Below are 25,147 nucleotides of genomic sequence, written 5' to 3'. Positions count from 1 at the left end.
TGTGCAACGCTGCGGCCGGGTCAGGCGTTGTTCGTGCAAGGCGTCCGGCGCCGGCGGGTAGCGGACGGGTCGCGCGCGGCAGGGCATCGGGGGCGCGCGATCCCCCGCCCCTATTCCTCCATGACGGCGGCGGTCACCCGGTGCAGCGCGAAGGTGTGCAGCGTCTCCGTCCGCTCGTCCTCGGCGCGCAGGTATCCCGCGCTCAGCGACACCGGGCGGACCAGCCGGGACAGCGTCGCCCCGTGCGAGTCGACATAGCCGACCCAGACGCGCGCCTTCTCGCGTACGGCCTGCTGCAGCACCGCCATCGCCTGCGTGTGCGCCTGTACGGAAGTGAGTCCCGGCACGCTCTGGCCGTTGGCCGCGCGCACGGTGACCGGGGCACGGCGGGCCGCGCGCGTGGCGAGGTCACCGCGGCGGATCTGCTCGACCACCCCGGCCAGGCGCGGGCCGGCCAGCACGGGGGGCCCGGCCTGGTCGCCGAGGCGCGCGCCCACGGGGGTACGGGTGGGAGCCCGGCGTACCTTCGGACGGCTCAGCACCGCGGAGCCGGCGGCGTCCTCCGCCACGGGGGCATAGCCGGCGTCGCGCAGGGCGCCCAGCAGCCGGGCCAGTTGCAGCGGGCTGACCAGTACCGTCGGGGCGAGCCGGCGCAGCGACAGCGACCCGAGCCGCCGGTCGGACATGACCTCGGTCACGAGCGCCTCGTCGTCGCTGCGCAGGTAGGAGCCGGCCGAACCGGCGCGCAGGCCGCCGTGCTTGCGGGCGGCGTCGTCGATCAGATAGGTCAGCGCCTGCGGGATCGGGGTGCGGGACCGGCGCTGGAACAGGGCGTGCAGATCAGTGGCCGCATAGCCGATGTCGAGCGCCCGGCGCACGCTGGCCGCCGTGACCCGGTGCACGCTGGCGCCGCCCGCCGACTCCAGCTCGGCGACCGCTTCGAGCTCCGTCGCCAGCTCCGGCTCGGGCGGGCCCGGCACGACCACGGACAGGTCGGCCTGCACCAGCACGTGGTCGACGGGCGCCGGAACGAGCGCGTCGAGCGCCCGCACGGCCTCGGACGGCCCGGCGACGTGGTCGATGCCCAGCGGATCCGGGTCGTCGCCGCCGGACTGGAGCAGCCGGCCGTACGAGGTGAGCGACCCCAGCCCGGTCAGCCCCAGCAGCGCGGCGCCGGTCAGTGCGTCGCGATGGGCCTGCTCGCGGCCCCGGGCCCGGCGCGGCGCCTGCCACGCGAGCAGGGCGAGCACGTCGTCCGGCCGCGGCGCCGCACCCGGCGGAAGCCCGGCCAGCACGGCGAGCACCTCGCGGCGGGCCTGCGGGGCGCCGGACCGCTCGGCGTCGGGGGCGAGCGCGTTGATCGGACGGTCGCGCTCGTCGCGCTGCCCGACCAGGCTCGGCTGCCTGGTCATGATCAACCAGGCGTTGGCGAGCGTCTCCCAGCGCTGCGCGATGCTGAGCGCCCGCCACAGGTCATAGGCGCCGGTGGGGAGGAAAACCTCGGCCGCCCCGGTGATCTCCGTTTCGCCGAGCAGGCTCGCCGTGTGGGCGACCTCGAGCAGCAGGGCGGTCGACGGCTCGTCCACACCCACGGCCCGGCTCAGCCGCTTGAGATCGCGAACCCCCAGGCCACCGGTCTTGAGCACGGCGGCCGGCTCGGCGGCGAGGGCCTCGAGCAGCGTCTCCACGCCACGGACGGCCTCCATGCCCTGCCCCGCGCCGGCCGAGTCCACCGCCTTCGGATCGCGGATCGAGCTCTCGGGCGCCGGCGGGGACGGGCGCAGCTCACCCAGCGGCCCGGCCTCCCGGCGCAGCAGCATCCCGATCTCGCGCGGCAGCTCCACCAGCTCGCCGTCCGCCCGCGGCGCCCGCCCCACCTCGGAGACCGGCACCAGAACGTGATTGTCGATCAGCCACTGCACCGGCTCGGCGACCTTGCCACCCGCGCTCAGCGCACCCACGGGCGGGCCGGCGGCCAGGCGATCCAGGACCGCTCGCGCGCCGGCGGGGGCCGCGAGCACCGTACGGCGGAGTCTGGCCTTGTCCGCACACAGCGCCGCGGCCTGCGGGTCGAGATAGTCCGCGGGGCGCCCGAGGCCCGCCGGATAGGGCGACGTGACCTCGTCCACCGCGCCCACGACCTGCATCTGCTCCTCGGAGCCGTGCAGCAGGAAGCGGGCGCGGAGCCGGTCGATCGCCGCCAGCACGTCCGCGTCGGGCGCCGCGTCGGCGGTCAGCGCGAGAATCGCCGCGACCGAGGTGAACGCGGTCTCCTCGGCCCGGCTGAGCCGGGCGGCGTCGAGCACCGCCAGCGTGAACTCGTCCAGGGCGTCCAGGCAGCGAGCCACCGAGCCCCGGGACTGGGCGCGCACGGCGAGGGCGGACACATCGGCGGGCACGGGCACGACAAGATCAGGGCGCAGCTGAATGAGCGCGCCCAGGGCTTCGTCCGGGAGCGCCCGCAGCTGATCGGCGAATGCGGTGGCCATCGCATTCAAAGCTAGCCGCCGTGGGACCATGGTCATGGGTCCGGGGCGTGGCCGGGTCCCGCGACGTCGTCGTTCTCACATCGCCGGCGTCGCGAGAGAGCGACGACCAAGGGGAGTTCTCGTGGCTGCTGGAAAGAACATGCCGGGTACGGCGGTGCCCGCGGGCCGGGCGACGCAGGGTCCCGGGGGCCATGAGTCCCCGCTGAAGGACGGGCACCTGGAGGTGTCCGAGCTGCTGGCCGACCGGGCCGCCGCGCCGTCGCCGTTCGGGGACGACCAGACGTTTCCGCTGCCGGTCGAGAAGCTGACGTACACGCCGACCACGACTCCGTGACGGCTGGCTCCTCCTCCTCGCCCTCCTTCCCTGCCGAGGGTGCGGCTTCCTCGCCCGGGGGGTTTCTCCCGGGCGGCTCCTCGTCCGGCGGCTCCGCGCGGGGCGGCTCGCTTCCGAGCGGCTCGCTTCCGGGCGGCGCTTCACCGGGCGCGTCCCTTTCGGGCGGCTCCTTGGCTGGTGGCGCTCTTCCGGGTGGCGCCTCTCCGGCCGTCGGGTTCGATCTCGACATGACGCTGATCGACTCGCGGCCGGGGATCCGGGCGGCGTATCGGGAGCTCAGCGCGCGTACCGGCGTGTTTGTCGACGCCGATCTCGCGGTGAGCCGGCTCGGGCCGCCGCTCCGGACGGAGATCCGGCAGTGGTTCCCCGAGGCGCAGGTCGAGGAGGCCGTGGCGACCTATCGGGCGCTGTACCCGGACTTCGCGATCGCGCCGACCGTGCCGACTCCGGGGGCGGTCGCCGCGCTCTCCGCCGTACGGGCGGCGGGTTTGCGGGTCGTGGTGGTGACCTCCAAGCTGGGGCGGCTCGCGATCATGCACCTCGAGCATCTGGGCCTGCCCTACGACGAGCTCGCCGGCGACCTCTTCGCCGAGGGCAAGGCGGCCGCGATCACTGAGCACGGCGTCCGCTGGTACGTGGGCGACCACACCGGCGACATGATCGCGGCGCGCACGGCCGGCGTGCCGGGGATCGGGGTGGCGACGGGTCCGTGTTCCCCGTCCGAGCTGTCCTCGGCCGGAGCTGCCGTGGTTTTGCCCGACTTGACCGGGTTTCCGGGACTGCTGGCCGAGATTACGGTTGGGCCCTGACCCGCGCGCTGGATAACCTTGCCGTGAGCAATCGAGTCCATTGAGTGAAGTTGAGGTCAGCGGTGCCCACGGGTCGAGTGAAGTGGTACGACGCGGCGAAGGGGTTCGGGTTCGTCACCAGCGACGAAGGCGGGGACGTGTTCCTGCCCAAGGGCGCCCTGCCGTCCGGGGTCGCCGACCTCCGTGCCGGTCAGCGGGTCGAGTTCGGCGTGGTCGACAGCCGCAAGGGCGCCCAGGCCCTCGGCCTGAAGGTGCTCGACGCCCCGCCGTCGGTGGCCGAGCTGCGCCGCCGGCCGGCCGACGAGCTGCACGGCATGGTGGAAGACATGATCAAGGTGCTCGAGGCGAAGGTGCAGCCGGACCTGGGTCGCGGGCGCTATCCGGACAAGCGCACGGCGCAGAAGATCGCGCAGCTGGTGCATGCGGTGGCGCGAGAGCTCGAAATCTGAGGCTCCTACGAGACACGGCCGCCGGGACCGCCCGGCGGCCGTTCTCTTTGCCCAGATCCGTCCGGCCTCGTCGCCCGGCGTGGCGTGCTCGGCGTGCTTCTCCGCCCTGCTCGGCGCTTTTCGCCCGGCGTGGCGTGCTCGGCGTGCTTCTCCGCCCTGCTCGGCGCTTTTCGCCCTGGTCGGTGTGCTTCTCTGCGCTGCTCGGTGTGCTACCTCGTGCTGCTCGGCGTGACTCCGTCTGTCTGCTCGGCGTCTTCGCTCTTCGCTTCCTTCGCGAGCTCGCTGGAGTCTTGCGTGCTTGCCGTGGCGGGCTATTTCGTCAGCAGGCTCGGCACCGGCGGGGTGAGACCGGCGGCTGCCGCGCGGCTCAGGAGGGCGTCCGCCGCGGCCAGGCCCTCGTCGCCGAGCTCGAGGGTGAACTCGTTGACGTAGAGCTTGATGTGCTGCTGGACGACGTCGGGCTCCATCTCCTGCGCGTTGGCCAGCACGAATTCGCGGCTCGCGTCGGGGTCGGCCCAGGCCATGCTCACCGAGGTGCGGATCCACTCGGCCGCCTCGGCGGGGTCGACGGCGCCCTTGCGGGCCAGGATCGCGCCGAGCGGGATCGGGAGGCCGGTGTCGCTCTCCCACCACTCGCCGAGGTCCACGAGCGACGTCAGGCCGTAGCGCTGATAGGTGAAGCGCGCCTCGTGGATCACCAGCCCCGCGTCGAACCGCCCCTCGGCGACGCCCGGCATGATCTGGTCGAACGGCACGACCTCGATCTTGGCGGGCGCATTGTCGGCCGACCAGAGCCGGAACAGCAGGTAGGCCGTGGTGCGATCGCCGGGCACCGCCACGGTGGACCCGGTGAGGTCGCCGTCGTGGCCGTCGCGGGTCACGACCAGCGGGCCGCAGCCTCGCCCCAGCGCCCCGCCGCACGGCAGCAGCTCGTAGTCGTCGAGCAGCCACGGCAGTGCCGCATAGCTGACCTTGACGAGGTCGAACTCGCCCCGCTCGGCCGCGGTGTTGGTCACGTCGACGTCCGCGAACGTCAGGTCGACCGGCTCGGCCGCGGGGATGAGCCCGTGCACGAGCGCATGGAAGACGAACGTGTCGTTGGGGCAGGGCGAAACCGCCAGAGAAAGCGCCACGGCTTCACGGTAACGACGGATCCGCCGGGACACGCCCATGCGCCGGTGTCTGACTTGCCACAAGTTGTGTCCGCCACATCCCGTCTCCGTAGCCCCCGCAAGGGGTGACGGGCGGCTGACCGGCTTGCCGCCGTGGGGCACGCAGCGGCTTGTCCACAGAGTTATCCACAGGCCTTCGCGACGGCGTCGGTAAGCGCGGAGAATGCTTCTCGCAGGCGCCAAGCGGCTCGATCGCGGGGGCCGACCGGGTTCGAGACGGTGCGCAGCTCGACGAAGGCAACCCCCGCGCCCTGAGCCGCCACGGCGACACCGTGACCCTCCATCGCCTCGGCCACCGCTTCCGGAAAGCGGCTCCGCAGGGCATCCGCCGTGGCGGCGGTTCCGGTGACGGTGGCCAGCGTGAGCACGTCGCCGACAACAGCATGGGGGAGGGCAGCGGAGAGAGCATGGAGAAGCACATCATCGGCGGCGGCGACGCTGCTGCCGAAGCCGAGCTCCTCAATCGGCATGAAGCCGGGGCGACGATCCAGCGCGAGGTCGCTGGATTGTTCAATCTCCGCCTCCGCCGCCCGGTTTGCCTGCGCCGCCCGGTCCGCCCCTACGGGGTGGTTCGCCGCCGCGTTCGCCTGCGCCGCCCGGTCCGCCTCGACGGGCCGGTTCGCCGCCGCCGGGTTCGCCTGCGCCGCCCGGTCCGCCTCCGCCGCTGGGTTCGCTTCCGCCTCCCGGTCCGCCTCCGCCGCCGGGTTCGCTTCCGCCGCCTGGTCCGGCTCGCGCCGCGCTCCGGGCGGTTGGTCGGCGTTCGGCGCGGTGGGCGGGGCGGCCGGTTCGCCGGACTCGGCACCGAGATCGGCGGCGATGCTGCGCGCCCCGAGCACGGTGGCGCCGACGGGGGCACGCTCGGCGAAGCCTCCGGCGATCCCGGCACAGATCACGGCGTCATAGGGCAGTCCACGCGCCTCCGCGAGGGCCAGCAGCCGAGCCGTTCCCGCCGCGGCCGCCGCGGGCCCCACCCCGACCGGCTCGACGTGGACGATCAGCCCGGCATCCCGGTCCGCCGCGCCTAACTCACCTGACGTATGCGCTGTGGCCGCCGTGTGCGCCGCTTTCGCACTGCCCGCGGTGCCCCGGGCGTCTCCTGCATCCGGCGTGCTCGCGGGGTGCGCCGGTTTCGGGCTGGGCGGGGGGACTGTGGTGGCTCGATCGGCCGGAGTGGGGTCGGGGCGGTGGGCGGGTAGGCCGACGCGGACTGCGGCGGCTTCGGGTTCTACGGCGGTGACGATGAGGAGGCGGCGGATGGTGGGGGGCAGGGTCACTGGGGTGCCTCGTCGGGGTTGTCGCCGGGTGCCTGGTTGTCGGTGCCCCGACTGGTGCCGGTGACGTCGGTGCTGGTCGCCGAGGTGGGACGGTAGATGTGGAAGCCGGGCGGGGCGGTGCTTCCGGCGTGCGGAGCTGGCGTTCCGGGCTGGGAGCCGGCTTGCGGAGTGGGCGTTCCGGGCTGGGGGCCCGCGTGCGGGGTCGGCGTTCCGGGCCGGGGGTCGGCGTGCGGAGTGGGCGGTCCTGCCTGTGGTGCGGTGCCTGGGGCGGCCGGGGGTGAGGGTTGCCGGCGGGTGTCTTCTGAGTTTGTTCGGGAGAAGAGGCGGCGTTTGCGGGCCGGCTGCGGTGGGGTGGCGACGTCCGGGGTGGTGCGACGGGCCGGGGAGGCCTGGTCGGTGGGATTGATCATGGTGTCTGCGGCGGGTGGCGTGGGCGGGTGGGTGCCGGGCTCCGGGTGGTGGGGGCCGGGAGGCGTCGTGCCAGCGGGGGAGGTTGCGCCGCCCGCGGGGGCTGGGGAGGTGGGGATGGGGTTGTCGGGGGTGGCGTCCGGGCGGCCGTGGAGGCGTTCCTTGTGGAGGCGGCCGGCGATCAGGGCGCCTCGGACGGCGGCGGCGGTGGCGAAGGTCGCGGCGATGATGATGCCGAGGCGGCCGTCGAGGGGGATGATGCCGATCGCGCCGCCGAGGACCCAGGCGACCATGAGGACTGTTTCGGAGTGGGCGAAGGCGCTGGCCCGGAGGCATTCGGGGACGCGTTCCTGGATGCTGGCGTCGACGGCGAGCTTGGAGATGCCGCTGAAGATGCTTGCCACCAGGGAGAAGAGGGCGACCATCGGCAGCGAGAAGAAGATTGCCGTGAGGACGGCGACGGCGGCGGTCAGGGTCAGGCCGCCGGACTGCAGGGCTGCCGGGCGGCGGATGCGCAGGCGGGTGCCGGCCGCGGTCGCGAGGAAGGTGCCGCCGGCGAGGGCCGCGCCGACGAGGGCGACTGCTCCCTGGCTTCCGATGTCGTAGCCGAAGAACGTCGACGAGAGCCCCTGGCCCTTGACGGCGAAGGCCAGGTAGAGGAGCAGGAAGCCGTACAGGAATCGGAAGCTGGCGCTGCCGATCAGCGTGTTGATCACCAGGCTGCCGGACAGGGGCCGGTCCTCGCCGCGGGGCAGGCGCAGCATGGTGCGGAACGGGCGCGGGACGGCCTCGGGCGGGTCGGAGTCGGCGCGGGGTGGGAGGCGCAGGGCGATGACCACGCCGACGAGGAAGATCAGGGCGGCGACGCGGAGCGGCCACTGCGGACCGAACTCGAAGGCGAGCAGCCCGATCGGGGCCACCACCGCCCCCGCGAAAGTGCCGTAGACGCTGGCCCGGGCGCCGACCTGGGACAGCCCGACGCCTTCCGGGAGGAGGCGCGGGACGGCGGCCGAGCGCGCCACCCCGTACGCCCGGGAGAGCGCAAGCACCCCGAATGCCGCCGGATAGAGGCCCCAGTCGAGGAGGTTGTTGGCGATCACGTACGCCAGGAAGGCGCGACCGAGCATCGTCACCGCCAGCGCATAGCGCCGGCCGTGGCGGAAGTGGTCGAGCAGCGGTCCCACCACGGGGGCCAGCAGGGCGAACGGCACCATCGTGATGAGCAGGTAGAGCGCGACCTTGCTGCGGGCCTCGCCCAGCGGCACGTCGAAGAAGATGGTGCCGGCCAGCCCGATCGCGATCAGGGTGTCCCCGGCACAGGAGATGGCGTGCAGGTCGAAAAGCCGGATCATGCCGGTCTCGTTGGCCGCACCCCGCGCCCGGGCGCTGCCCACGCGGCGCGTCGCCCACACGCTGCCCAGCACGCCGCCGCGCACCAGTATCCGCAGCGCCTTGATGCTGGTGCCGACGGTGCGTCCGAGGGTGGGGAGCAGCGGCATCGTCCCATCCTTTCGCATTCGTGCCACCCGCTCCAGGCCGCGGGTGCGTATTCGGGGGAGTCGTTGCCGGTCCGGTCGGGGCGTGGGGGACAATGGAACCGTGACGACCAGGATCGCCGGAAGCCGTGCTGCCCGACTCGACCAGGTCTGCGCCGATGCGGTCGGGGTGGCAAGGGGCGCGATCACCGAGGTGGACGCCGAGGACGTCGGCGATCATCTCGAGGTGGTGGCCGAGGGCGACCGGGTGGTGACCCACTTCTTCGAGAGTCATCTCGCCGGCTACAAGGGCTGGCGCTGGGCGGTCACCGTGACGCGGGTGCCGCGCTCCCGGCACGTGACCGTCTGCGAGACCGTGCTGCTGCCCGGCCCCGGCGCCCTGCTCGCGCCGAGCTGGGTGCCGTGGAACGAGCGCGTCCAGCCCGGCGACCTCGGTGTGGGCGACCTCATGCCGACCGCGCCCGACGACGACCGGCTCGCCCCGGGCTATGTGCTCAGCGACGACGCCGCGGTCGAGGAGGTCTCCTGGGAGCTGGGCCTCGGCCGGCCCCGCGTGATGTCTCGCGAGGGCCGGATCGAGACCGCCCAGCGGTGGTACGACGGCGACGCCGGCCCCGAGGCCCCGATCGCCCAGGCCGCGCCGCGCAACGCCCGCTGCGGCACCTGCGGCTTTTATCTGCCGTTGGCCGGCTCGATGCGCACGATGTTCGGCGTATGCGGCAACCTGTACGCACCCGACGACGCCAAGGCGGTCAGCGCCGACCACGGCTGCGGGGCCCACTCGGAGGCCCTGCTGGGCTCGGCGGAGCAGCCGGTCGAGGAGCTTCCGACGGTCTACGACGACAGCGAGGTCGAGTCCGTCGCGGTCAGCCGCGCGCACGGCTCGGTCGAGAGCACCGAGCCCGCCGAGGACTACGGCCACAGCTGACCTTCGCGTACGTCGTCGGAGCACGTCGCGTAGGTCACAGCGGCCGAGGGCTGGTGGAGAGAGCCGCTGGTCATGGCCCGATGACTTCCGCTCGTGTCGGCGGATGGCGTCCGGTGGCCCGGAACGGGAGTTGGCGGAGGGCCTGATTGTCGTACGTGTGTTCGATGATGGACGCATGTTGGCAGACGTACGGCATCTCGGTCAGGACGCGGCGAAGCTCGCCGCGTCCCCGTTGTGGCCGCTTGCCGACGACGAGCTGACGGAGGTGCTGCGGGCGGCGCATCGCCTCGAGCAGGCCGCTCTCGCCCTGCAGGCAAATGTGGTGCAGCAGGCCGCTTCTCGGGGGCTCCCGCGAGCGCAGGGGCATCGCAGCACCGGCGGCTGGGTGCGCTCGGTGCTGGTGCTGGATCCGCAGCCGGCGCGGGAGCTGACCGCCTTCGGCGCAGCTTTGCAGCGTCCGGCGGTGCAGGACGCCGTGCTCGACGGGCGAATGGATCTTCGCCAGGCCGCCGTGGTCGCGGCGACGTGTGACGTCATTCCGGGAGAGCTGGCCGACTGTGCCGAGGTCGGCCTCGGTGACACTGCCGGCATCGTCGTGCAGGCCGAGGCGACGCAGATCGAGATGGCCGAGCGGTTGCCGGCGTACCAGCTGCGGCGCGTGGGCGAGCGGATCCTGGCGCACGTGGCGCCGGAGATCGCCGAGCGCATCGATGAGGCGGCTCTGGCCCGTCAGGAGGCGCGGGCTCATGCCCAGCGCGGACTCACCCTGGCGTCGCCGGTGCGCGGGCTGGTGCGGGTGTCTGGTCAGCTGGGAGTCGAGGAGGCCGCCATCGTGCAGGCTGCCTTGCATCCGCTGTGCACTCCGGCGCCTGATGATGAGCGCAGTCCGGCGCAGCGTCGTGCCGATGCTCTGACGGACGTGTGCCGGCTCGCGCTGCGTACGGGCGAGTTGCCGAGCGAGGGTGGCGAGCCTGCTCAGCTGGCGGTGACGGTTGCCTACGATCCGCTGACTCGCACGTTGGGCGGAGCGGTCACGGAGGCAGGGGAATGGTTGTCGGCGGGCGCTGCCCGGCGGCTCGCATGCGATGCCCGGGTGCTGCCGCTGGTGCTCGGTGGCGCCGGCCAGGTGCTGGACGCCGGTCGGAGCCGTCGGCTGGCGACCGGCTCGTTGCGGCGAGCGCTGGCAGTGCGCGATGGCGGTTGCGCATTCCCAGATTGCGGACTGCCTCCGCGCTGGACGGATGCGCACCACATTGTTCCGTGGAGTGCTGGTGGCGGGACAGCTTTGGACAGCTTGGTGCTGCTGTGTCGTCGTCATCATCGGCTGGCGCACGACGATCTGGCGGGCTGGCAGATCCGGCTCGGCGCCGACCGGTTGCCCGATTTCATCCCACCGTCCGCGCTGGATCCGCTGCAGCGACCCCGCCGCAACCTCTACCACCCGCGCCGGTAGACCAGCGCAGCGGCCGGTAAACCAGCGCAGCGTCGGACATCGCTGCGCTCTATGGCCCTGCGTTTCGCGCGTTCCTGCGTTGTCGCACGGGCGTGCGTTGTCGTGCGGGCGCGTTTTGGCGTGCGTTCCTGCGTTATCGCTTGGGCTTGCAACCGCGGTCGTGCGCGCTGTGTGCCGGGCGCTGCCGGCGAAATGGTGCTTCACGGCGGGTCGAGGGCCGGGGCGGCGGGCTCAGGACGGGTCGGTGACCGTGAACTCGGGGTGGGAGAGGGCTCGGCGGCGACGGCGGTTGGCGTCGTGGCGGAGCATGGTGATCAGCCCGGGGATGCCGACGACGACGCCGGCGACGCAGGTCTTCCACCAGAGGTCGGGGGCGCCGGCCAGCCAGCAGATCAGGGCGGCCAGGGCGAAGGCCGCCATGCCGCCCACGGCGAAGGGGACCATCGGCGGGTCGAGGGGGTCGGGGCGGGGCTTGCTGCCGGTGACCACGTCCAGGCCGTGCGGACGCGCGCCAGCGGTTCCGGAAGCGGGGGACAGGTCGGCCACGTCATGAGCGTACGTCCGGACGTGATCGCTCGTGGGGACGCGTGAGGGTTGTAACACTTCCGTTCTTTCACCGACTCCCCGGCACTGCTTCGATGCAGGTAGCAACGATCTTTCGAGCACCGCTGGGAGCTGCCCGTGTCCACTACCTCTGCCGAGACCTCGGCCGGGTCGTCCGGACGTACGCCGAGGAATGGTTTTGATCGGTATTTCGAGATCTCGGCCCGGGGCTCGACCCTGGGGCGGGAGATCCGTGGCGGATTCGCCACCTTCTTCACGATGGCCTACATCGTGGTGCTCAACCCGCTGATCCTGGCGGCGGGCGTGGACGCCACCGGCGCGCAGCTGCCCGTCACCGCCCTGGCCGCCGGTACGGCGCTCGTGGCGGGCGTGATGACGATCCTCATGGGCGTCGTGGCGCGCTTCCCGCTCGCGCTGGCGGCGGGGCTGGGCGTGAACGCGCTGGTGGCGTACGAGATCGCGCCCGAGATGACCTGGGCCGATGCGATGGGCCTGGTGGTCATCGAGGGTGTGCTGATCGCCGTCCTGGTGCTGACCGGGCTGCGGGAGGCCGTCTTCCGGGCCGTGCCGACCGCGCTGAAGACGGCGATCGGCGTCGGCATCGGGCTCTTCCTGATGATCATCGGGCTGGTGGACGCCGGGTTCGTGCGGCGGATCCCGGACGCGTCGGGCACCACCGTGCCGGTCGAGCTGGGCATCGGCGGGGTGCTGTCGAGCTGGCCGCTGCTGGTCTTCTGCGTGGGGCTGCTGCTGACGATCGTGCTTTTCGTACGGCGGGTGAAGGGCGCCATCCTGATCGGCATCCTGGCCACGACCGTGCTGGCGATCATCGTGGAGGCGGTCGGCAACATCGGCCCGTCGTTCGTGAACGGGCAGCCGAACGCCAAGGGCTGGTCGCTCAACGTGCCCACGCTGCCCGACAAGATCGTCGATCTGCCGGACCTGTCGCTGCTCGGCCACTTCAACGTGCTCGACTCGTGGGGGCGGGCCGGCTGGCTGGTCGTGGTGATGTTCGTCTTCACGCTGCTGGTCACCGACTTCTTCGACACGATGGGCACGATGGTGGCGGTCGGTCAGGAGGGTGGCCTGATCCGCCACGACGGCATGCCGCCGCGTACGCGCGAGATCCTGCTCGTGGACTCGGTCGCCGCAGCCGCCGGTGGCGCGGCGAGCGTGTCGAGCAACACGTCGTTCATCGAGAGCGCGTCGGGCGTCGCCGAGGGCGCCCGTACGGGTGTCGCGAACCTCGTCACGGGCGTGCTTTTCCTGCTGGCGATGTTCCTGGCGCCGCTGGTGACGGTGGTGCCCTTCGAGGCCGCGTCGACCGCGCTGGTGATCGTCGGCTTCCTGATGATGATGGGTGTCCGGAACATCGACTGGACCGACTACGAGATCGCGATCCCGTCGTTCCTGGCGATCACGCTGATGCCCTTCACCTACTCGATCTCCAACGGGATCGGTGCGGGCGTCATCTCGTACGTGGTCATCAAGCTGGCCGTCGGCAAGGGGCGCGAGGTGCACCCGATCCTGTACGGGGTCGCGGCGCTCTTCGTCCTCTACTTCCTGCGCGGCCCGCTGGAAGCCGTCCTGCTCTGACGAAAGTCACCGGGCGCCTCCGGACCGGGCGCGCCCGGTGACTACCGTCATACCTGTAAACGATGTCGTTAGCCAAGCTCATTAGCTAGGCTAAGTAACTGTGATGGAGCGGTCGGTGGCGGATCGGTTGACAGCCGAGGAGCTCGCTGTTGCGCTGCGCGAGGCGATTCACCGGCTCAACCGCCGGGTGCGCCAGAGTCGTCCGGTGGGCGATCTGACGTTCAGTCAGCTCTCCGCGCTGACCAGCCTCCAGCTGGCCGGGGCGCTGACCCCGCGCGAGCTGGCGGATGTCGAGCGCGTCCAGCCGCCGACGATGACCAAGATCGTCGGCAAGCTGGAGGACCGCGGGCTGATCGAGCGGACCCCGCACCCCACGGACCGGCGCCAGGTGATCCTGGCGGCGACCGAGGAGGGGCGGGCCGTCTACGGCCAGTTCGAGAAGCAACGCAACGAGTGGCTGGCCCGGCACCTGCGGGAGCTGACCGAGGACGAGCGCGACACCCTGCAGCGGGCGGCGCAGATCCTCCAGCAGGTGGCCAAGGCCTGAGGCGCGGCCGCCTCCCGTCGTTCCGTCACGTGGCGATGACGCGTACGACGTGACGAGGAGGCCACCTGGTGGCGCCAGTGGTGGGCACGACTTTCCGGTCCCTGCAGGTTCGGAACTACCGGCTGTTCAGCCTCGGCCAGCTCGTGAAGCTGGTCGGCGTCTGGATGATGTTCACGGCGCAGGACTGGCTGGTGCTCGACCTGTCCGGCAACTCGCCGGGTGCCCTGGGCACGGTGACCGCGCTGCAGTTCGTGCCGGTGCTGTTGCTCACCCTCTACAGCGGCAAGCTCGCCGATCGCTACGACAAGCGCAAGCTGCTGATCATCGCCAACACCGTCTTCGCCGTCACGGCGATCGTCTTCGCGATCCTGGTCGCGGCCGGCGTCATCGTGCTGTGGCACGTCTATCTGTTCGCCCTGCTCTTCGGCATCGCGAACTCCGTCGAGACGCCCGTGCGGCAGGCCTTCGTCTCCGAGCTCGTCGAGCTGCCGCTGCTGCCCAACGCCCTCGCGCTCTCCGCGGCCACCTTCAACACCGCGCGCATCGGCGGCCCGGCCCTCGCGGGCGTGGCGCTGGCCCTGGTCGGCACCGGGCCGGTCTTCGTGATCAGCACGCTGCTGGCGGTCGCGCCGATCTTCACGTACGTGGCGATGCGCCCCGCCGACCTGTACGGCAACGCCAGGCGCAAGAGCTCGGACGAGGCCCGCGTCGTCGACGGTCTCAAGTACGTGTGGCGGCGGCACGACCTGCTGCTGCCCGTGGTGCTCATGGCCGGCGTCGGCATGATCGGCTTCAACTTCCCGGTGACCCTGGCGGCCCTGGCGAAGATCAACTTCAACGCCGGGCCGTCGTCGTTCGGGCTGCTCACGACGGCGCTCGCGGTCGGCGCGCTCGCGGGTGCCCTGGCGGGGAGCGGGCGGCGCAAGCGGCCGGGCGCGTACCTCGTGGTCGGCGCGGCGATCCTGTTCGGGCTGCTCGAGTTCGCCGTCGGTTTCGCCCCGAACTTCGTGGTGGCGCTGGTTCTGCTGGTGCCGACCGGCTTCTTCTCGATCTATCTCGCCCAGGCCGCCAACCACCGGGTGCAGATGGGCGTGGACGCCGAGTTCCGGGGCCGGGTCATGGCGCTCTACGTGCTGGTCTTCCTCGGGACGACGCCGATCGGCGCCTCCCTGGCCGGCTGGTGGGGCGAGCACTACGGGGTGCCGTCGAGCATCTGGGCGGCGGGCATCTTCTGCTTCGTCGCCGGCATCGCGGCGCTGGTGTGGCAGCTGCGGGCCAGCGGCGACCGGATCGCGGTGCAGCGCGGTCCTCGGCGGCTGGTGCTGGTCCGGGCCGCGGAGCCGGGGCTCGAGCGCGCCGAGGGCGAGCCGGTGCCCGCGCCCTCAACGACGAACGTCGCCGCCGCGCCCGTCACGGAGCCCGGGGAGGAGGCCGAGTCCAAGCCCGGGCGCGAGCCGGAGGCCGAGGGCGAAAGGCGCCTGTCAGTCGCCTGACAGATGCGCGGAAGCCTCGGTGGTGGCGGCGACCGGGTCGGCTGCCCGGATCGCCTCCACCAGGCCGCTGTGGTCCATGTACTCCTCGGGGCGCAGCGCGACGCCGAAGTGCCCGCTCAGCGACTCGCGGATGACCTGACCCAGGTCCGCGTAGAGCTCGATCAGCACCTCGTTGTGCGACGCGGCGACGACCGCCCGGTGAAAGGCCGCGTCGCCGTCCACGAACCCGTCGCGGTCGCCGTCGGCCCAGGCCTGCTCGCGCTGGGCGTACAGGGTGTCGAGCCGGTCCAGGTCCGCCGCGGTGCGCCGGCGGGCCGCGAAGCCGGCGGCGGCGACTTCGAGGGTGCGGCGCAGCTCGCGTACGTCGGCGGGGTCGGCGGCCGCGAACCGGCGCTGCATCACGCCGGCCAGCTCGCTCGTCGCGGCGACGTAGGTGCCGGACCCCTGCCGGATGTCGAGCAGCCCGTTGTGGGCGAGCGCACGCACCGCCTCGCGGATCGTGTTGCGGGCAACGCCCAGCTCCGCGACCAGCTCGGGCTCGGTGGGGATGCGGGAGCCGACGGGCCACGCGCCCGACGTGATCTGCTGCCGCAGCCGGGCGATGACCCGGCCGGACAGTGATTCTGCTCGCGGGACCGGACCCATATTCATCCCATGATTCTATGATGGGTGGCATGACGACTACCAGCAGCACGCCGAGGAACGGCCGCGTGGCGACCGGCCGCACCGCCGGACGTGCCCTCGCGGCCACCGGACTGCTGCTGGCCGCGATCAACCTTCGCCCCGCTGTCACGAGCCTCGGCCCGGTGCTGGAGGAGGTGCGCGCGAGCCTCGGCATGAACGCGACCGTGGCGGGGCTGCTGACGTCCGTGCCGTCGGTGTGCTTCGCCCTGATCGGCTCGTCCGCGCCGCTGGTCGCCCGGCGCTGGGGCACGAGCGGGGCCGTCGCGATCGGCGTGGGTGCGCTCACACTGGGCCTGGCGGTCCGGCCCTTCGCCTCCGGTACGCCGCTCTTCCTCGCCCTGACGGCCCTCGCGCTCGCGGGCATCGCCCTCGCCAACGTGCTGCTGCCGGTCGTCGTGAAGCAGCGCTTCCCTGACAAGGTCGGCTTCATGACCGGGCTCTACTCGGTCGCGCTCAACCTCGGGGCGTCCGCCGCGGCCGCCGTGACTGTGCCGCTCACCTCGGCGTTCGGCGACGACTGGCGGCTGGGCCTCGGCGTCTGGGCGGTGATCGCGGCGCTCGCCCTGCCGTCGTGGATCATGCTGGCCCGCGAGCGCTCCGCCGCCCCGCCGCCGGCCGGCGAGGTGCCCGTCCAGTTGCGCCGGTCGCCGCTCGCCTGGGCACTCGCCGTGTTCTTCGGGCTGCAGTCCACCGCCGCGTACGTGATCATGGGCTGGCTGCCGCAGGTCTTCCGCGACGCCGGCCTCTCGGCGGAGACCGCGGGGCTGCTCTTCGCCCTGACCTCGGTGCTGGGCGTCCCGCTGTCGTTCGCGCTCTCCGCGGTCGCCGGCCGGATGCCCCGGCAGAGCGAGATCGTCGTCGGCATCGGACTGTTCGGCCTCGCCGGGTACATCGGACTCGCCGTCAGCCCGGCCGGCGCGCCCCTGCTGTGGGCGCTGTGCCTCGGCGTGGCGAACTGCGCCTTCCCGGTGGCGCTGACGATGATCGCCATGCGCGGCCGGACGCCGGCCGTGGTGGTGCGGCTGTCGGCGTTCGCGCAGAGCACCGGCTATCTGCTCTCGATCCCCGGCCCGGTCGTGGTGGGGGCGCTCTACGAGCACAACGGGACGTGGGGCATCCCGATGACCCTGATGGCTGTCCTCACGGTGCCGCAGATGGTCGCGGGCTGGATCGCCGGCCGGGACCGCCGCATCGGGTGACCGGCGGGAGGGAAGCGCCCTGGCCCGCGGGGGACAAGAGCCCGGTGCGCGGCGAATTCTGGCAGGTCAAGTCATCCGAATGGCTCTGTCTGTTCTCCTTCCGGAAGCCTTAGCGTCGGTCCGTGGCAATGACGCACATTGGCGTGCTTTCGACGGCGCTCCTGGTGTCGGCGCTTCTGCCGATCCTCGCGGCCGTCGTCCGCCTCGAGACGCGGGCCGTGCGGCGGGTGCTCGCCCGCCGGACGACGGAATGTCTGCCGCCCGCCGGCCGGACGCCGGAATGCCTGCCGCCTCCCGGCCGGACGCCGGGATGTCTGCTGCCCGCCGACGATGTGACGCTGCGCGTGCTGGACGAGTGGATGGGCGCTCCCTCCTGGGCGCCTGTGCCCGCGGCCCGGCCCCGCATCGAGGAGGTGGCCGCCGACCTGCGCCGGCTGGGACGCCAGCGGCTGAGCGGCCCGAGCTGCGAGTCGGTGCGCTGGCGGGATGCGGTGCTGCGGGCGTACGACGACCGGCTGTCGCTGGCCAGCGACGCGCTGGGCGTGCGCCACCAGCTGTCCGCCCTCGCCGGCATGGACCTCGAGCTGGAACGTCTCCGGGTCGAGGAGGAGCTGACAGCTGCGGGGATGAAGCTGCGCTGAGCGGCAGCCGTGCGATGGTGGCGGGATGCGGTTGTTCGTGGCCTTGTACCCGCCGGAGAGCGCGCGCCGTGATCTGAGCCGGCATCTGCGGCGGCGGCATCCCCGAGCGAAGCTCACGCCGGTCGAGAAGTGGCACGTCACGCTGGCGTTCCTCGGCGAGGTGGCCGAGGAGCGGCTGCCGGCCCTGCGAGCGCGACTGGCCGGGGTGGCCGTGCCGAAGGGCCGCGAGCTGCGGCTGCGCGGCGGTGGTGACTTCGCCCGCCGCGTCACGTGGGCCGGGGTCGAGGGTGAGCTGGACGACCTGGCCGCCGCGGTGCGGGACGCGGTGGAGCTGACCGACGAACGGCCGTTCCGACCGCATCTCACCGTCGCCTACGCCAGGGACGACGCGCTGACGAGCGCGCTCGCCGACTATGCCGGGCCCGGGTGGGCCGTGGAGGAGATCACGCTCGTCCACAGTGACCGGGGCGTCTACCGATCACTGGGCAGCTGGTGAAGCTTCCGCTGATCGGCCGAGGAGCGGATCGTGCGTGCGGTGGCGCCCGGCCGGCGGCGGGGCTCAAAAGCTCTCGCTGGCGGCGGGGCTCAGGAGCTCTCGCGGGCGGCGGGGCTCAGGAGCTCTCGCGGGCGGCGGGGCCGCCGCCGAAGAGCACGTCGTCCCAGCTCGGGAGGCGCTTGCGCGGCTTGGCCGACTCGTCCGCGTCGGTCTGCTCGGTGCCGGTGCGGCGGGGTCGCAGGACGGCGAGGCTCGGCACGGCGGGGACCTCCTTGGGGAGGTCGGCGTCGTCGTCGAAGGCCGACCCGGCGCCGCCGCCGAGCAGCGCGGCAGCGCCACCGGCGACCGGACGACGGGTGGTCTCCTGCGCCGCGGGGCCGAGCGAGCGGCCGGGGCGGTCGCTGTCGAGCGGGCGGTCGAGCGAGGCCAGCAGCGCGTCGCGGCCGGCCCGGATCGGGTCGCGGGTGGGCCGGGGCGCGTCGGTGGCGGGCAGGCCGCGGCCGCGGGACGGCTGCTCCGCGCGGGCGGGGGTGGGCAGGCCGTGGCCGCCACGCTCGCCGCGCTCGGGAGCGGGCTCCTGGCCGAGGATCGGGGTCGGGCGCTCGGCGCACAGGTATTGCGCCATGTCGTCGTGGGGCGAGACGACCTGGCGGCCCTTGTCGAGGTCCCACATCGCCTGGGCGGTCGCCTTGCCGGAGGGCCACGTGGCGACGATGCGCCAGGTGCCGTCGTCGCGGCGGAACGCGTCCCACGAGATCTTCTCGGTGTCGATGCCGTGCTGGGCGAGCCGGCTGTCGACCACCTCGGCCAGCGGCGCGCCCGAGTCGGACGTCTTCAGCCGGGTGCGGCGGGCGTGCTGGGCGAGCATGGCGCGCTCCTGCAGCACCGGGCCCGCATAGCGCAGGACGCGGTCGACGGGCACGCCGGCGATGCGGGCGACGTCCTCGGCGGACTCGCCCTGCCGGATGCGCGCCTGGATGTCGCGCGGTGACAGCGACGCCAGGGCATCCGCTGTGGCCACCGCCACCACGGTGCCTGTCGCGCTGGGCGCGCCGCCCTCGTGGTGCAGGGCGCCGCTGACCCGGTCGTCGATGGGCAGGGCGAGGAGCCGGCCGACCTCGTCGGCGAGCACCAGGGCCTGGCCGTCCTCGGAGAGGGCGACGAAGCGTACCGGCCGCATGCGTTGCCTCCGTCCCGTCGCTGGCCTGTCCCGAGAGTCAGCCACCCGGGCGCGTTTCCAGACACCGTACGCGCCTTGGTCACCCTATGGTGGTAAGCCACGCCGTCGAACTCATTGACCTGCGAAGATGATCTTACGAATTCCCGGAACCAACCCCATTTATACGTCCGGGATCCCGGCGCCACCAGGGCAGACCGGCAAGTGGGGCCGGACTGTGGCAACTCCCACCGTACGAGGGAATTGACAAGCCTCAGCCGTTGACCACCCGCCGGCTCGAGTACTCGGTCGCCCGGTGCGACGGGTACTGCACGAGGTTGTCGGGCACGTCGTCGATGTAGCCGCCGGACGGCTCGTAGGCCGGCCGCACCCGGAACTGCCGCCCGTAGTCCATCATCCCGTCGATCAGCCGGTCGACGTCCCGGGCGGGGCGCACGACGAGCCGCATGAACTGGCTGGTCATGCCGAGCTTGTTGCCGCACTCCCGGGTGTAGACGCCGTGGTTGGCCACGAGATAGTCGCGCAGCCCGGTGCCGGACCACTCGGTCGGCAGCTTGACCAGGATGAAGTTGCCCTGCGACGGGAAGACGGTCAGGCCCGGCACGCGCTCCAGCTCGGCGCCCATGTCCCGGCGGTCCCGGCTGAGCAGGCGCAGGCTGTCCTCGTACTCGGCCTCGTGGTCCTTGATCATGTAGACCACCTTCTCGGCGAGCGAGTTGAGGTTCCACTTCGGCAGCGCCTTGCCGATCTTGCCGGCGATGGCCGGGTTGGCCATGAGGTAGCCGAAGCGGATGCCGTGCAGGCCGAAGTTCTTGCCCAGGCTCTTGAGGACGACCACGTTGGGCCGGATCACCGCGTCGGGACCGACCGAGGGGTACTGCTCGGCGTCGGAGAAGTCGATGAACGACTCGTCGATGACGACCAGGTCGAGGTCGGCGAGCTGGTCCATGAACCGCACGACGTCCCGGCGCGGCAGGTAGCAGCCGTCCGGGTTGTTGACGTTGCAGACCACGGCCACGCGCGAGCCACGGTCGCGGATGAAGCCGACGTAGTCGTCCAGGTTGAGCCGGAAGCCGTCGCGCTCCTGCAGCGGGAACATGTCGACCCGCTTGCCCGTCTCCAGCGGCTGGTCGGTCCAGCGGCCGAAGGTGGGGATCGGGATCGCGATGCTCTCCTTGATCAGCAGGTGGTCGATCCACGTGATCAGCTCGGTGGAGCCGTTGGCCATCGCGACCGTCTGCGGGTGCAGCCCGAGCACGCTGGCCAGCTTGTTCGTGATGCTGCCGGAGTCGCTCGGGTAGTACTTCAGGATGTTCTTGAGGTCCCGGGACAGCTCGTCGAACATCTCCGGAGTCGGGAAGTACGGGTTGCACGGGATGCAGAAGTCGACGATCTCCACGCCCTCGCCGGCGCTGCGTGCCAGGTCGAAGTAGGACGCGCTGTGCGCACCCTTGTGCAGGATCGAAGTGTCGATTCCCGTCCGTGCCATGGCGACTCCGTTTCTCCGGCGACAGTGCCGCCCCTCAGTACGGGCGGCACCGCCGGAGAGTTCAGAGACGATCAGCCACGTAATCGATGCATCGAGTGAGCGCCTCGACGTCGGCCGGGTCGACCGTCGGATAGAGCGCCACGCGCAGCTGGTTGCGCCCCAGCTTCCGGTACGGCTCGGTGTCCACGATCCCGTTGGCCCGGAGCACCTTCGCGATCGCCGCCGCGTCCACGCCCTCCGCGAAGTCGATCGTGGCGACCGCGTGGGAGCGCAGCGCCGGGTCGGTGACGAACGGGGTCGCGTACGACGACCGGTCGGCCCACCCGTAGATCGCGGTGGCGCTCTCCGCGCTGCGCTTGACCGCCCAGCCGAGGCCGCCCTGCGCGTTCATCCACTCGACCTGCTCGGCCGCCAGGAAGACCGTGGCCAGCGCCGGGGTGTTGTAGGTCTGCTCGAGGCGGGACTGCTCGATCGCGGTCACCAGGTCGAGGAACTGCGGGATGTAGCGGCCCGAGGCCTTGATCTCATGGGCCCGCTCGATGGCGGCCGGCGACATGAGCGCGATCCACAGACCGCCGTCGGAGCCGAACGCCTTCTGCGGGGCCAGGTAGTAGACGTCGGTCTGGGTCAGGTCGACGTCGAGGCTGCCGCCACCCGAGGTCGCGTCCGTGAGCAGCAGCGCACCGGCGTCGGCCCCGGCCACCCGCTGCACCGGTACGGCGACGCCGGTCGACGTCTCGTTGTGCACGCTGGCGTACGTGTCGACCCCGGCCTCGGCGGTCAGGAACGCCGCCCCGCCACCGGGCGCCCGGTGCACCGTCGGCTCGGCGAGGAACGGCGCGTCGGACACCGCCTTGACGAACTTGGCACCGAACTCGCCGAACTCCGCGAACTGCGCCTTCTCCCGGACGAGGCCGAAGGTTGCCGTCTCCCAGAAGGCGCTGGTCCCGCCGTTGCTGATGATCACCTCGTAGCCGTCGGGGGCGGCGAAGAACTCAGCGATGCCGGCGCGCAGCCGGGCGACCTCGTCCTTGACCGTCCGCTGCCGGTGCGAGGTGCCCAGGTAGGTGGTGGCCACCCGGGCGAGCGCCTCGACGCCGGCGGGCCGGACCTTGCTCGGGCCGGAGCCGAACCGTCCGTCGACAGGCTTGAGGTCGTCGGGGATGCGGATCGGGTCGGTCACGGGGGGTCCTTCCGGAGGTGACTGGGCAGCTACAGGTTATGCGGGACCGAGTCCCAGCCCTCGACGTCCTGCGGCTTGCGGGGGCTCGGTCCTACATAACGCGCGCTGGGGCGCACGATGCGACCGAGTTTCTTCTGTTCCAGGATGTGAGCGCTCCAGCCGGCCACCCGCGCGCACGTGAACATCGAGGTGAACATGTGCGCCGGCACCTCGGCGAAGTCGAGCACCACGGCCGACCAGAACTCGACGTTCGTGGCGAGCACGCGGTCGGGCTTGCGGGCCCGCAGCTCGGCGAGGGCGGCCCGCTCCAGGGCCTCGGCGACCTCGAAGCGGGGGGCGCCCAGCTCCTTGGCCGTGCGCCGCAGGACGCGCGCGCGGGGATCCTCGGCCCGGTAGACGCGGTGACCGAAACCCATCAGCCGCTCGCCCCGGTCGAGGACACCCTTCACGTACGCCTCGGCGTCGCCGCTGCGCTCGACGGCCTCGATCATGTGCAGCACGCGCGAGGGGGCACCGCCGTGCAACGGGCCGGACAGCGCGCCGATGCCGGACGAGATGCACGCGGCCGCGTCGGCGCCGGTCGACGCGACGATCCGGGTCGTGAAGGTGGAGGCGTTGAGCCCGTGCTCGGCGGCCGAGATGAAATAGGCGTCGACGGCCTTGACGTGCCTGGGGTCGGGCTCGCCGCGCCAGCGCTTCATGAACCGCTCGACCACGGTCTGCGCCTTGTCGATGTCCTTCTGCGGGACCGCGGGCAGCCCGAGCCCGCGCGCGGCCTGGGCGACGAAGGACAGCGCGGTGACCGACACCCGGGCCAGGTCCTTGCGGGTCTGCTCCTCGCCGACGTCGAGCAGCTGGGACAGTCCCCAGTAGGGCGCGAGCATCGCGACCGCGGACTGCACGTCGACGCGGATGTCGCCCGAGTGCACCGGCACCGGGAACGGCTCGGCCGGCGGCAGGCCGGGGCCGAACCGGCCGTCGACCAGCAGCGCCCACACGCTGCCGAAGGAGACCTGCCCGATGAGGTCCTCGATGTCGACGCCGCGGTAGCGCAGGGCGCCGCCTTCCTTGTCCGGCTCGGCGATCTCGGTCTCGAAGGCGATCACGCCCTCCAGCCCCGGCTTGAAATCGGACACGATGCCTCCCTGAGCGCGTCGGCCGGACCGGCCGGGGGTTGGTTCATCTTTGCCTGACATCCGACTCACGGAAATGTGCTCTCCGCGACACCTATCCTCGCGGAGGAGCCGCCCGCGCGGAGGCGATCTAGGTTCGTAGGGCGACCCGCAGGAAAAGGAACCTTCGTGACTTCCCACCCAGCGTCACCCGATCGGATGCGGCGTGACTACACCGAGCACGCCCCGCTGCTCGAGGCCGATCTCGCCGCGACCTGGCCGGAGCAGTTCGAGCGCTGGTTCGCCGACGCGCTCGGCGCCGGGCTGCCCGAGCCCAATGCGATGATCGTGGCGACCGCGGACGCCGCCGGCCGCCCCAGCTCCCGGACGGTCCTGCTCAAGGGGTGGGACGCGCGGGGCTTCACGTTCTTCACCAACTACGGGTCGCGCAAGGGCACCGAGGCGGCCGCGAACCCGTACGCGAGCCTGGTCTTCCCCTGGCACCCGATGCAGCGTCAGGTGATCGTGGCGGGCCAGGTGCAGCGCGTGGACCGCGCCGAGACCGAGGCGTATTTCGCCACCCGCCCGCGGGGTTCGCAGCTGGGCGCGTGGGCCAGCGAGCAGAGCCGGGTCGCACCCGATCGCAAGACCATCGACGACGCGTACGCCGCGGCCGCCGCCCGCTTCGGCGAGGCCGGCGAGATCCCGGCGCCGCCGCACTGGGGCGGGCTGCGCGTCGTCCCCGGGACGGTCGAGTTCTGGCAGGGGCGCACGAGCCGCCTGCACGATCGGCTCCGCTACCGGCTCGACGGGCAGCGCTGGGTCGTCGAGAGGCTCCACCCGTGACCCAGGAGCCCGTCGAGGCCGCCGCGCAGGAGACGGTGGAGAGGAAGCGCAGCTGGGTCATCGACACCCGGCCGCTGCGCGGGGTCGCGTACAGGCGGATGTGGGTCGGTAACTCGATCTCCTTCTTCGGGTTCCAGTTCACCTCGGTGGCCGTACCGGTCGAGATGTTCGCGATCACGCACTCGTCGGCGTGGGTCGGCCTGCTCGGCATCGCGGGTCTCGTACCCCTGCTGATCTTCGGGTTGTGGGGCGGCGCGGCCGCCGACGTGGTCGACCGCCGCAAGCTGCTGCTCGCCAGCTCGACGCTCGCCTGGCTCTCCACGGTCGGGCTGCTCGCGCAGGCGCTGCTGCAGGTGCACAGCGGCGTGCTGCTGCTGGTGCTGACCGCGATCCAGTCGGCCGGCTTCGCGGTGAGCTCGCCGACCCGGCAGGCGATCATCCCGCGCATCGTGCCCAAGGACCTCGTGCCGTCGGCCAACACGCTCAACTACACGGCCACCACGGCCGGTGGCGTGCTCGGGCCGCTGGCGGCGGGTCTGATCCTCGGGGCGTGGTCGACCGACACGGGCGTCACGGTGGCGTACGCGGTGGATGCCCTGCTCTTCACGATATCCTTCTGGGCCACGTGGAAGCTGCCGTCGATCCCGCCGATCGAGCACGACGAGTCGGCGGAGAAGCCCAACGCCGGGCTCCGCGGCGTGCTCGTGGGCCTGCGCTTCCTGGTCACCCAGCCGGTGCTGCTGCTCTCCTTCGCGGTCGACATCGTCGCCATGGTCTTCGCGATGCCGCGGGCGCTGTTCCCGGAGATCGCCGCGGAGCGCTTCGGCGGCGGCTCGGCGGTCGGCTGGCTGTTCGCCGCGATCGCGCTCGGATCCGTGGTCGGCGGGCTCACCTCCGGGTGGATCGGCCGGGTGAGACGGCAGGGCGTGGCGCTCGTCATCGCCGTCGTCGGCTGGGGCGTCGCCATCGGCTTCGCCGGCCTGGCCCACTCGCTGTGGCTGATGGTGCTGCTGCTCGCGGTCGGCGGCGCGGCCGACCTGGTCAGCGCGGTCTACCGGCAGTCGATCCTGCAGGTGTACGCCCCGGACAGGCTGCGCGGACGGCTGCAGGGCGTCTTCACCGTCGTGGTGGCCGGCGGTCCCCGCCTGGGCGACCTGCGGGCCGGCGCGACGGCCGACATCACGGGCCCCGCCGCCTCCTGGGCCGGCGGTGGTTTCGTGGCCGCGGGCCTGGCGGTCGTGCTGGCAGCGGCCTTCCCCGCCCTCCTTCGATACCGTCCGCCGTCCGCCGAAGAAGTGAAGGGTTAAT

At 72.3% G+C, this 25,147-nt stretch carries 23 protein-coding genes; 13 read left to right on the top strand and 10 right to left on the bottom strand.

The window, feature by feature from the left end:
* Window positions 1-110 precede the first annotated feature (110 nt).
* On the bottom strand, window positions 111-2,489 hold the full coding sequence (locus RBH18_RS11645) for a helicase-associated domain-containing protein (RefSeq protein ID WP_306206783.1): 2,379 nt from the start codon (window positions 2,487-2,489) through the stop codon (window positions 111-113).
* Window positions 2,490-2,610: 121 nt separating this feature from the next.
* On the opposite strand from RBH18_RS11645, the gene RBH18_RS11640 reads away from it, so the two are divergent.
* From RBH18_RS11640 to RBH18_RS11630, 3 genes are all read left to right on the top strand, one after another.
* Window positions 2,611-2,823 carry a hypothetical protein gene (locus tag RBH18_RS11640; protein ID WP_306206781.1) on the top strand — a complete coding sequence of 71 codons (213 nt, stop codon included), beginning with the start codon at window positions 2,611-2,613 and terminating at the stop codon, window positions 2,821-2,823.
* Between the two features lie 170 nt (window positions 2,824-2,993).
* Window positions 2,994-3,632 (top strand): HAD family hydrolase, encoded by a 639-nt coding sequence (locus tag RBH18_RS11635; RefSeq protein WP_372338902.1) that lies wholly within the window; start codon window positions 2,994-2,996, stop codon window positions 3,630-3,632.
* 62 nt (window positions 3,633-3,694) lie between these two features.
* The gene (locus RBH18_RS11630) at window positions 3,695-4,081 is read left to right on the top strand and encodes a cold-shock protein (RefSeq protein ID WP_306206775.1); all 387 of its coding nucleotides are present in this window, start codon (window positions 3,695-3,697) and stop codon (window positions 4,079-4,081) included.
* Between the two features lie 311 nt (window positions 4,082-4,392).
* Here the strand turns inward: RBH18_RS11630 and RBH18_RS11625 are convergent, their stop codons facing one another.
* From RBH18_RS11625 to RBH18_RS11615, 3 genes are all read right to left on the bottom strand, one after another.
* Complete coding sequence (locus tag RBH18_RS11625) at window positions 4,393-5,214, bottom strand: 1,4-dihydroxy-6-naphthoate synthase (protein WP_306206773.1); 822 nt, start codon at window positions 5,212-5,214, stop codon at window positions 4,393-4,395.
* 161 nt (window positions 5,215-5,375) lie between these two features.
* Entirely contained in the window at window positions 5,376-6,527 is a 1,152-nt protein-coding gene (gene mqnB / locus RBH18_RS11620) for a futalosine hydrolase (protein WP_306206771.1), read from the bottom strand.
* Window positions 6,524-8,434, bottom strand: a complete 1,911-nt coding sequence (locus RBH18_RS11615) for an MFS transporter (protein ID WP_306206769.1) — start codon at window positions 8,432-8,434, stop codon at window positions 6,524-6,526. The genes mqnB and RBH18_RS11615 overlap by 4 nt, the downstream gene beginning before the upstream one ends.
* Window positions 8,435-8,516: 82 nt before the next feature.
* On the opposite strand from RBH18_RS11615, the gene RBH18_RS11610 reads away from it, so the two are divergent.
* Window positions 8,517-9,359, top strand: coding sequence for a DUF3027 domain-containing protein (locus tag RBH18_RS11610; protein ID WP_306206767.1), 843 nt, complete (start codon window positions 8,517-8,519; stop codon window positions 9,357-9,359).
* Between the two features lie 103 nt (window positions 9,360-9,462).
* Entirely contained in the window at window positions 9,463-10,812 is a 1,350-nt protein-coding gene (locus tag RBH18_RS11605; protein ID WP_306206765.1) for an HNH endonuclease signature motif containing protein, read from the top strand.
* Between the two features lie 231 nt (window positions 10,813-11,043).
* Here the strand turns inward: RBH18_RS11605 and RBH18_RS11600 are convergent, their stop codons facing one another.
* The gene (locus RBH18_RS11600) at window positions 11,044-11,256 is read right to left on the bottom strand and encodes a DUF2530 domain-containing protein (protein ID WP_306206821.1); all 213 of its coding nucleotides are present in this window, start codon (window positions 11,254-11,256) and stop codon (window positions 11,044-11,046) included.
* Between the two features lie 237 nt (window positions 11,257-11,493).
* Between RBH18_RS11600 and RBH18_RS11595 the strand changes: the two genes are divergently transcribed.
* The 3 genes from RBH18_RS11595 (at window position 11,494) to RBH18_RS11585 (ending at window position 15,012) form a co-directional block, all read left to right on the top strand.
* On the top strand, window positions 11,494-12,972 hold the full coding sequence (locus tag RBH18_RS11595; RefSeq protein ID WP_306206763.1) for an NCS2 family permease: 1,479 nt from the start codon (window positions 11,494-11,496) through the stop codon (window positions 12,970-12,972).
* Between the two features lie 103 nt (window positions 12,973-13,075).
* Window positions 13,076-13,519 (top strand): MarR family winged helix-turn-helix transcriptional regulator, encoded by a 444-nt coding sequence (locus RBH18_RS11590; protein ID WP_306206819.1) that lies wholly within the window; start codon window positions 13,076-13,078, stop codon window positions 13,517-13,519.
* Window positions 13,520-13,587: 68 nt separating this feature from the next.
* Window positions 13,588-15,012, top strand: coding sequence for an MFS transporter (locus RBH18_RS11585; RefSeq protein WP_306206761.1), 1,425 nt, complete (start codon window positions 13,588-13,590; stop codon window positions 15,010-15,012).
* Here the strand turns inward: RBH18_RS11585 and RBH18_RS11580 are convergent.
* Window positions 15,001-15,663, bottom strand: a complete 663-nt coding sequence (locus RBH18_RS11580; protein WP_306206759.1) for a FadR/GntR family transcriptional regulator — start codon at window positions 15,661-15,663, stop codon at window positions 15,001-15,003. The two genes, RBH18_RS11585 and RBH18_RS11580, sit on opposite strands and share 12 nt — an antisense overlap.
* Before the next feature lie 23 nt (window positions 15,664-15,686).
* On the opposite strand from RBH18_RS11580, the gene RBH18_RS11575 reads away from it, so the two are divergent.
* The 3 genes from RBH18_RS11575 (at window position 15,687) to thpR (ending at window position 18,032) form a co-directional block, all read left to right on the top strand.
* The gene (locus tag RBH18_RS11575) at window positions 15,687-16,895 is read left to right on the top strand and encodes a CynX/NimT family MFS transporter (protein ID WP_306206757.1); all 1,209 of its coding nucleotides are present in this window, start codon (window positions 15,687-15,689) and stop codon (window positions 16,893-16,895) included.
* A 128-nt stretch (window positions 16,896-17,023) separates the two neighbouring features.
* Window positions 17,024-17,536, top strand: a complete 513-nt coding sequence (locus tag RBH18_RS11570; RefSeq protein ID WP_306206817.1) for a hypothetical protein — start codon at window positions 17,024-17,026, stop codon at window positions 17,534-17,536.
* Window positions 17,537-17,561: 25 nt separating this feature from the next.
* Window positions 17,562-18,032 (top strand): RNA 2',3'-cyclic phosphodiesterase, encoded by a 471-nt coding sequence (gene thpR / locus RBH18_RS11565; RefSeq protein WP_306206755.1) that lies wholly within the window; start codon window positions 17,562-17,564, stop codon window positions 18,030-18,032.
* 115 nt (window positions 18,033-18,147) lie between these two features.
* On the opposite strand, the gene sepH is transcribed toward thpR, so the two are convergent.
* The 4 genes from sepH to RBH18_RS11545 form a co-directional block, all read right to left on the bottom strand.
* Window positions 18,148-19,212 carry a septation protein SepH gene (gene sepH, locus RBH18_RS11560; protein WP_306206753.1) on the bottom strand — a complete coding sequence of 355 codons (1,065 nt, stop codon included), beginning with the start codon at window positions 19,210-19,212 and terminating at the stop codon, window positions 18,148-18,150.
* A gap of 250 nt (window positions 19,213-19,462) precedes the next feature.
* Window positions 19,463-20,698, bottom strand: coding sequence for a pyridoxal phosphate-dependent aminotransferase (locus RBH18_RS11555; RefSeq protein WP_306206751.1), 1,236 nt, complete (start codon window positions 20,696-20,698; stop codon window positions 19,463-19,465).
* 61 nt (window positions 20,699-20,759) lie between these two features.
* Window positions 20,760-21,881: a phosphoserine transaminase gene (gene serC, locus RBH18_RS11550; protein WP_306206750.1), complete on the bottom strand. Its 1,122-nt coding sequence runs from the start codon at window positions 21,879-21,881 to the stop codon at window positions 20,760-20,762.
* 29 nt (window positions 21,882-21,910) lie between these two features.
* Window positions 21,911-23,017: a citrate synthase 2 gene (locus RBH18_RS11545; protein ID WP_306206748.1), complete on the bottom strand. Its 1,107-nt coding sequence runs from the start codon at window positions 23,015-23,017 to the stop codon at window positions 21,911-21,913.
* 195 nt (window positions 23,018-23,212) lie between these two features.
* On the opposite strand from RBH18_RS11545, the gene pdxH reads away from it, so the two are divergent.
* Window positions 23,213-23,839: a pyridoxamine 5'-phosphate oxidase gene (pdxH, locus tag RBH18_RS11540; RefSeq protein WP_306206815.1), complete on the top strand. Its 627-nt coding sequence runs from the start codon at window positions 23,213-23,215 to the stop codon at window positions 23,837-23,839.
* A complete protein-coding gene (locus tag RBH18_RS11535; RefSeq protein WP_306206746.1) occupies window positions 23,836-25,146 on the top strand; it encodes an MFS transporter in 1,311 nt (436 codons plus the stop codon). The genes pdxH and RBH18_RS11535 overlap by 4 nt, the downstream gene beginning before the upstream one ends.
* Window position 25,147 lies beyond the last annotated feature (1 nt).

This window comes from Actinoplanes oryzae, assembly GCF_030757795.1.
Classification (GTDB): Bacteria; Actinomycetota; Actinomycetes; order Mycobacteriales; family Micromonosporaceae; genus Actinoplanes.
Note: the sequence above shows the minus strand (reverse complement) of the source record. Positions and strands in the feature narration are given on the sequence as shown.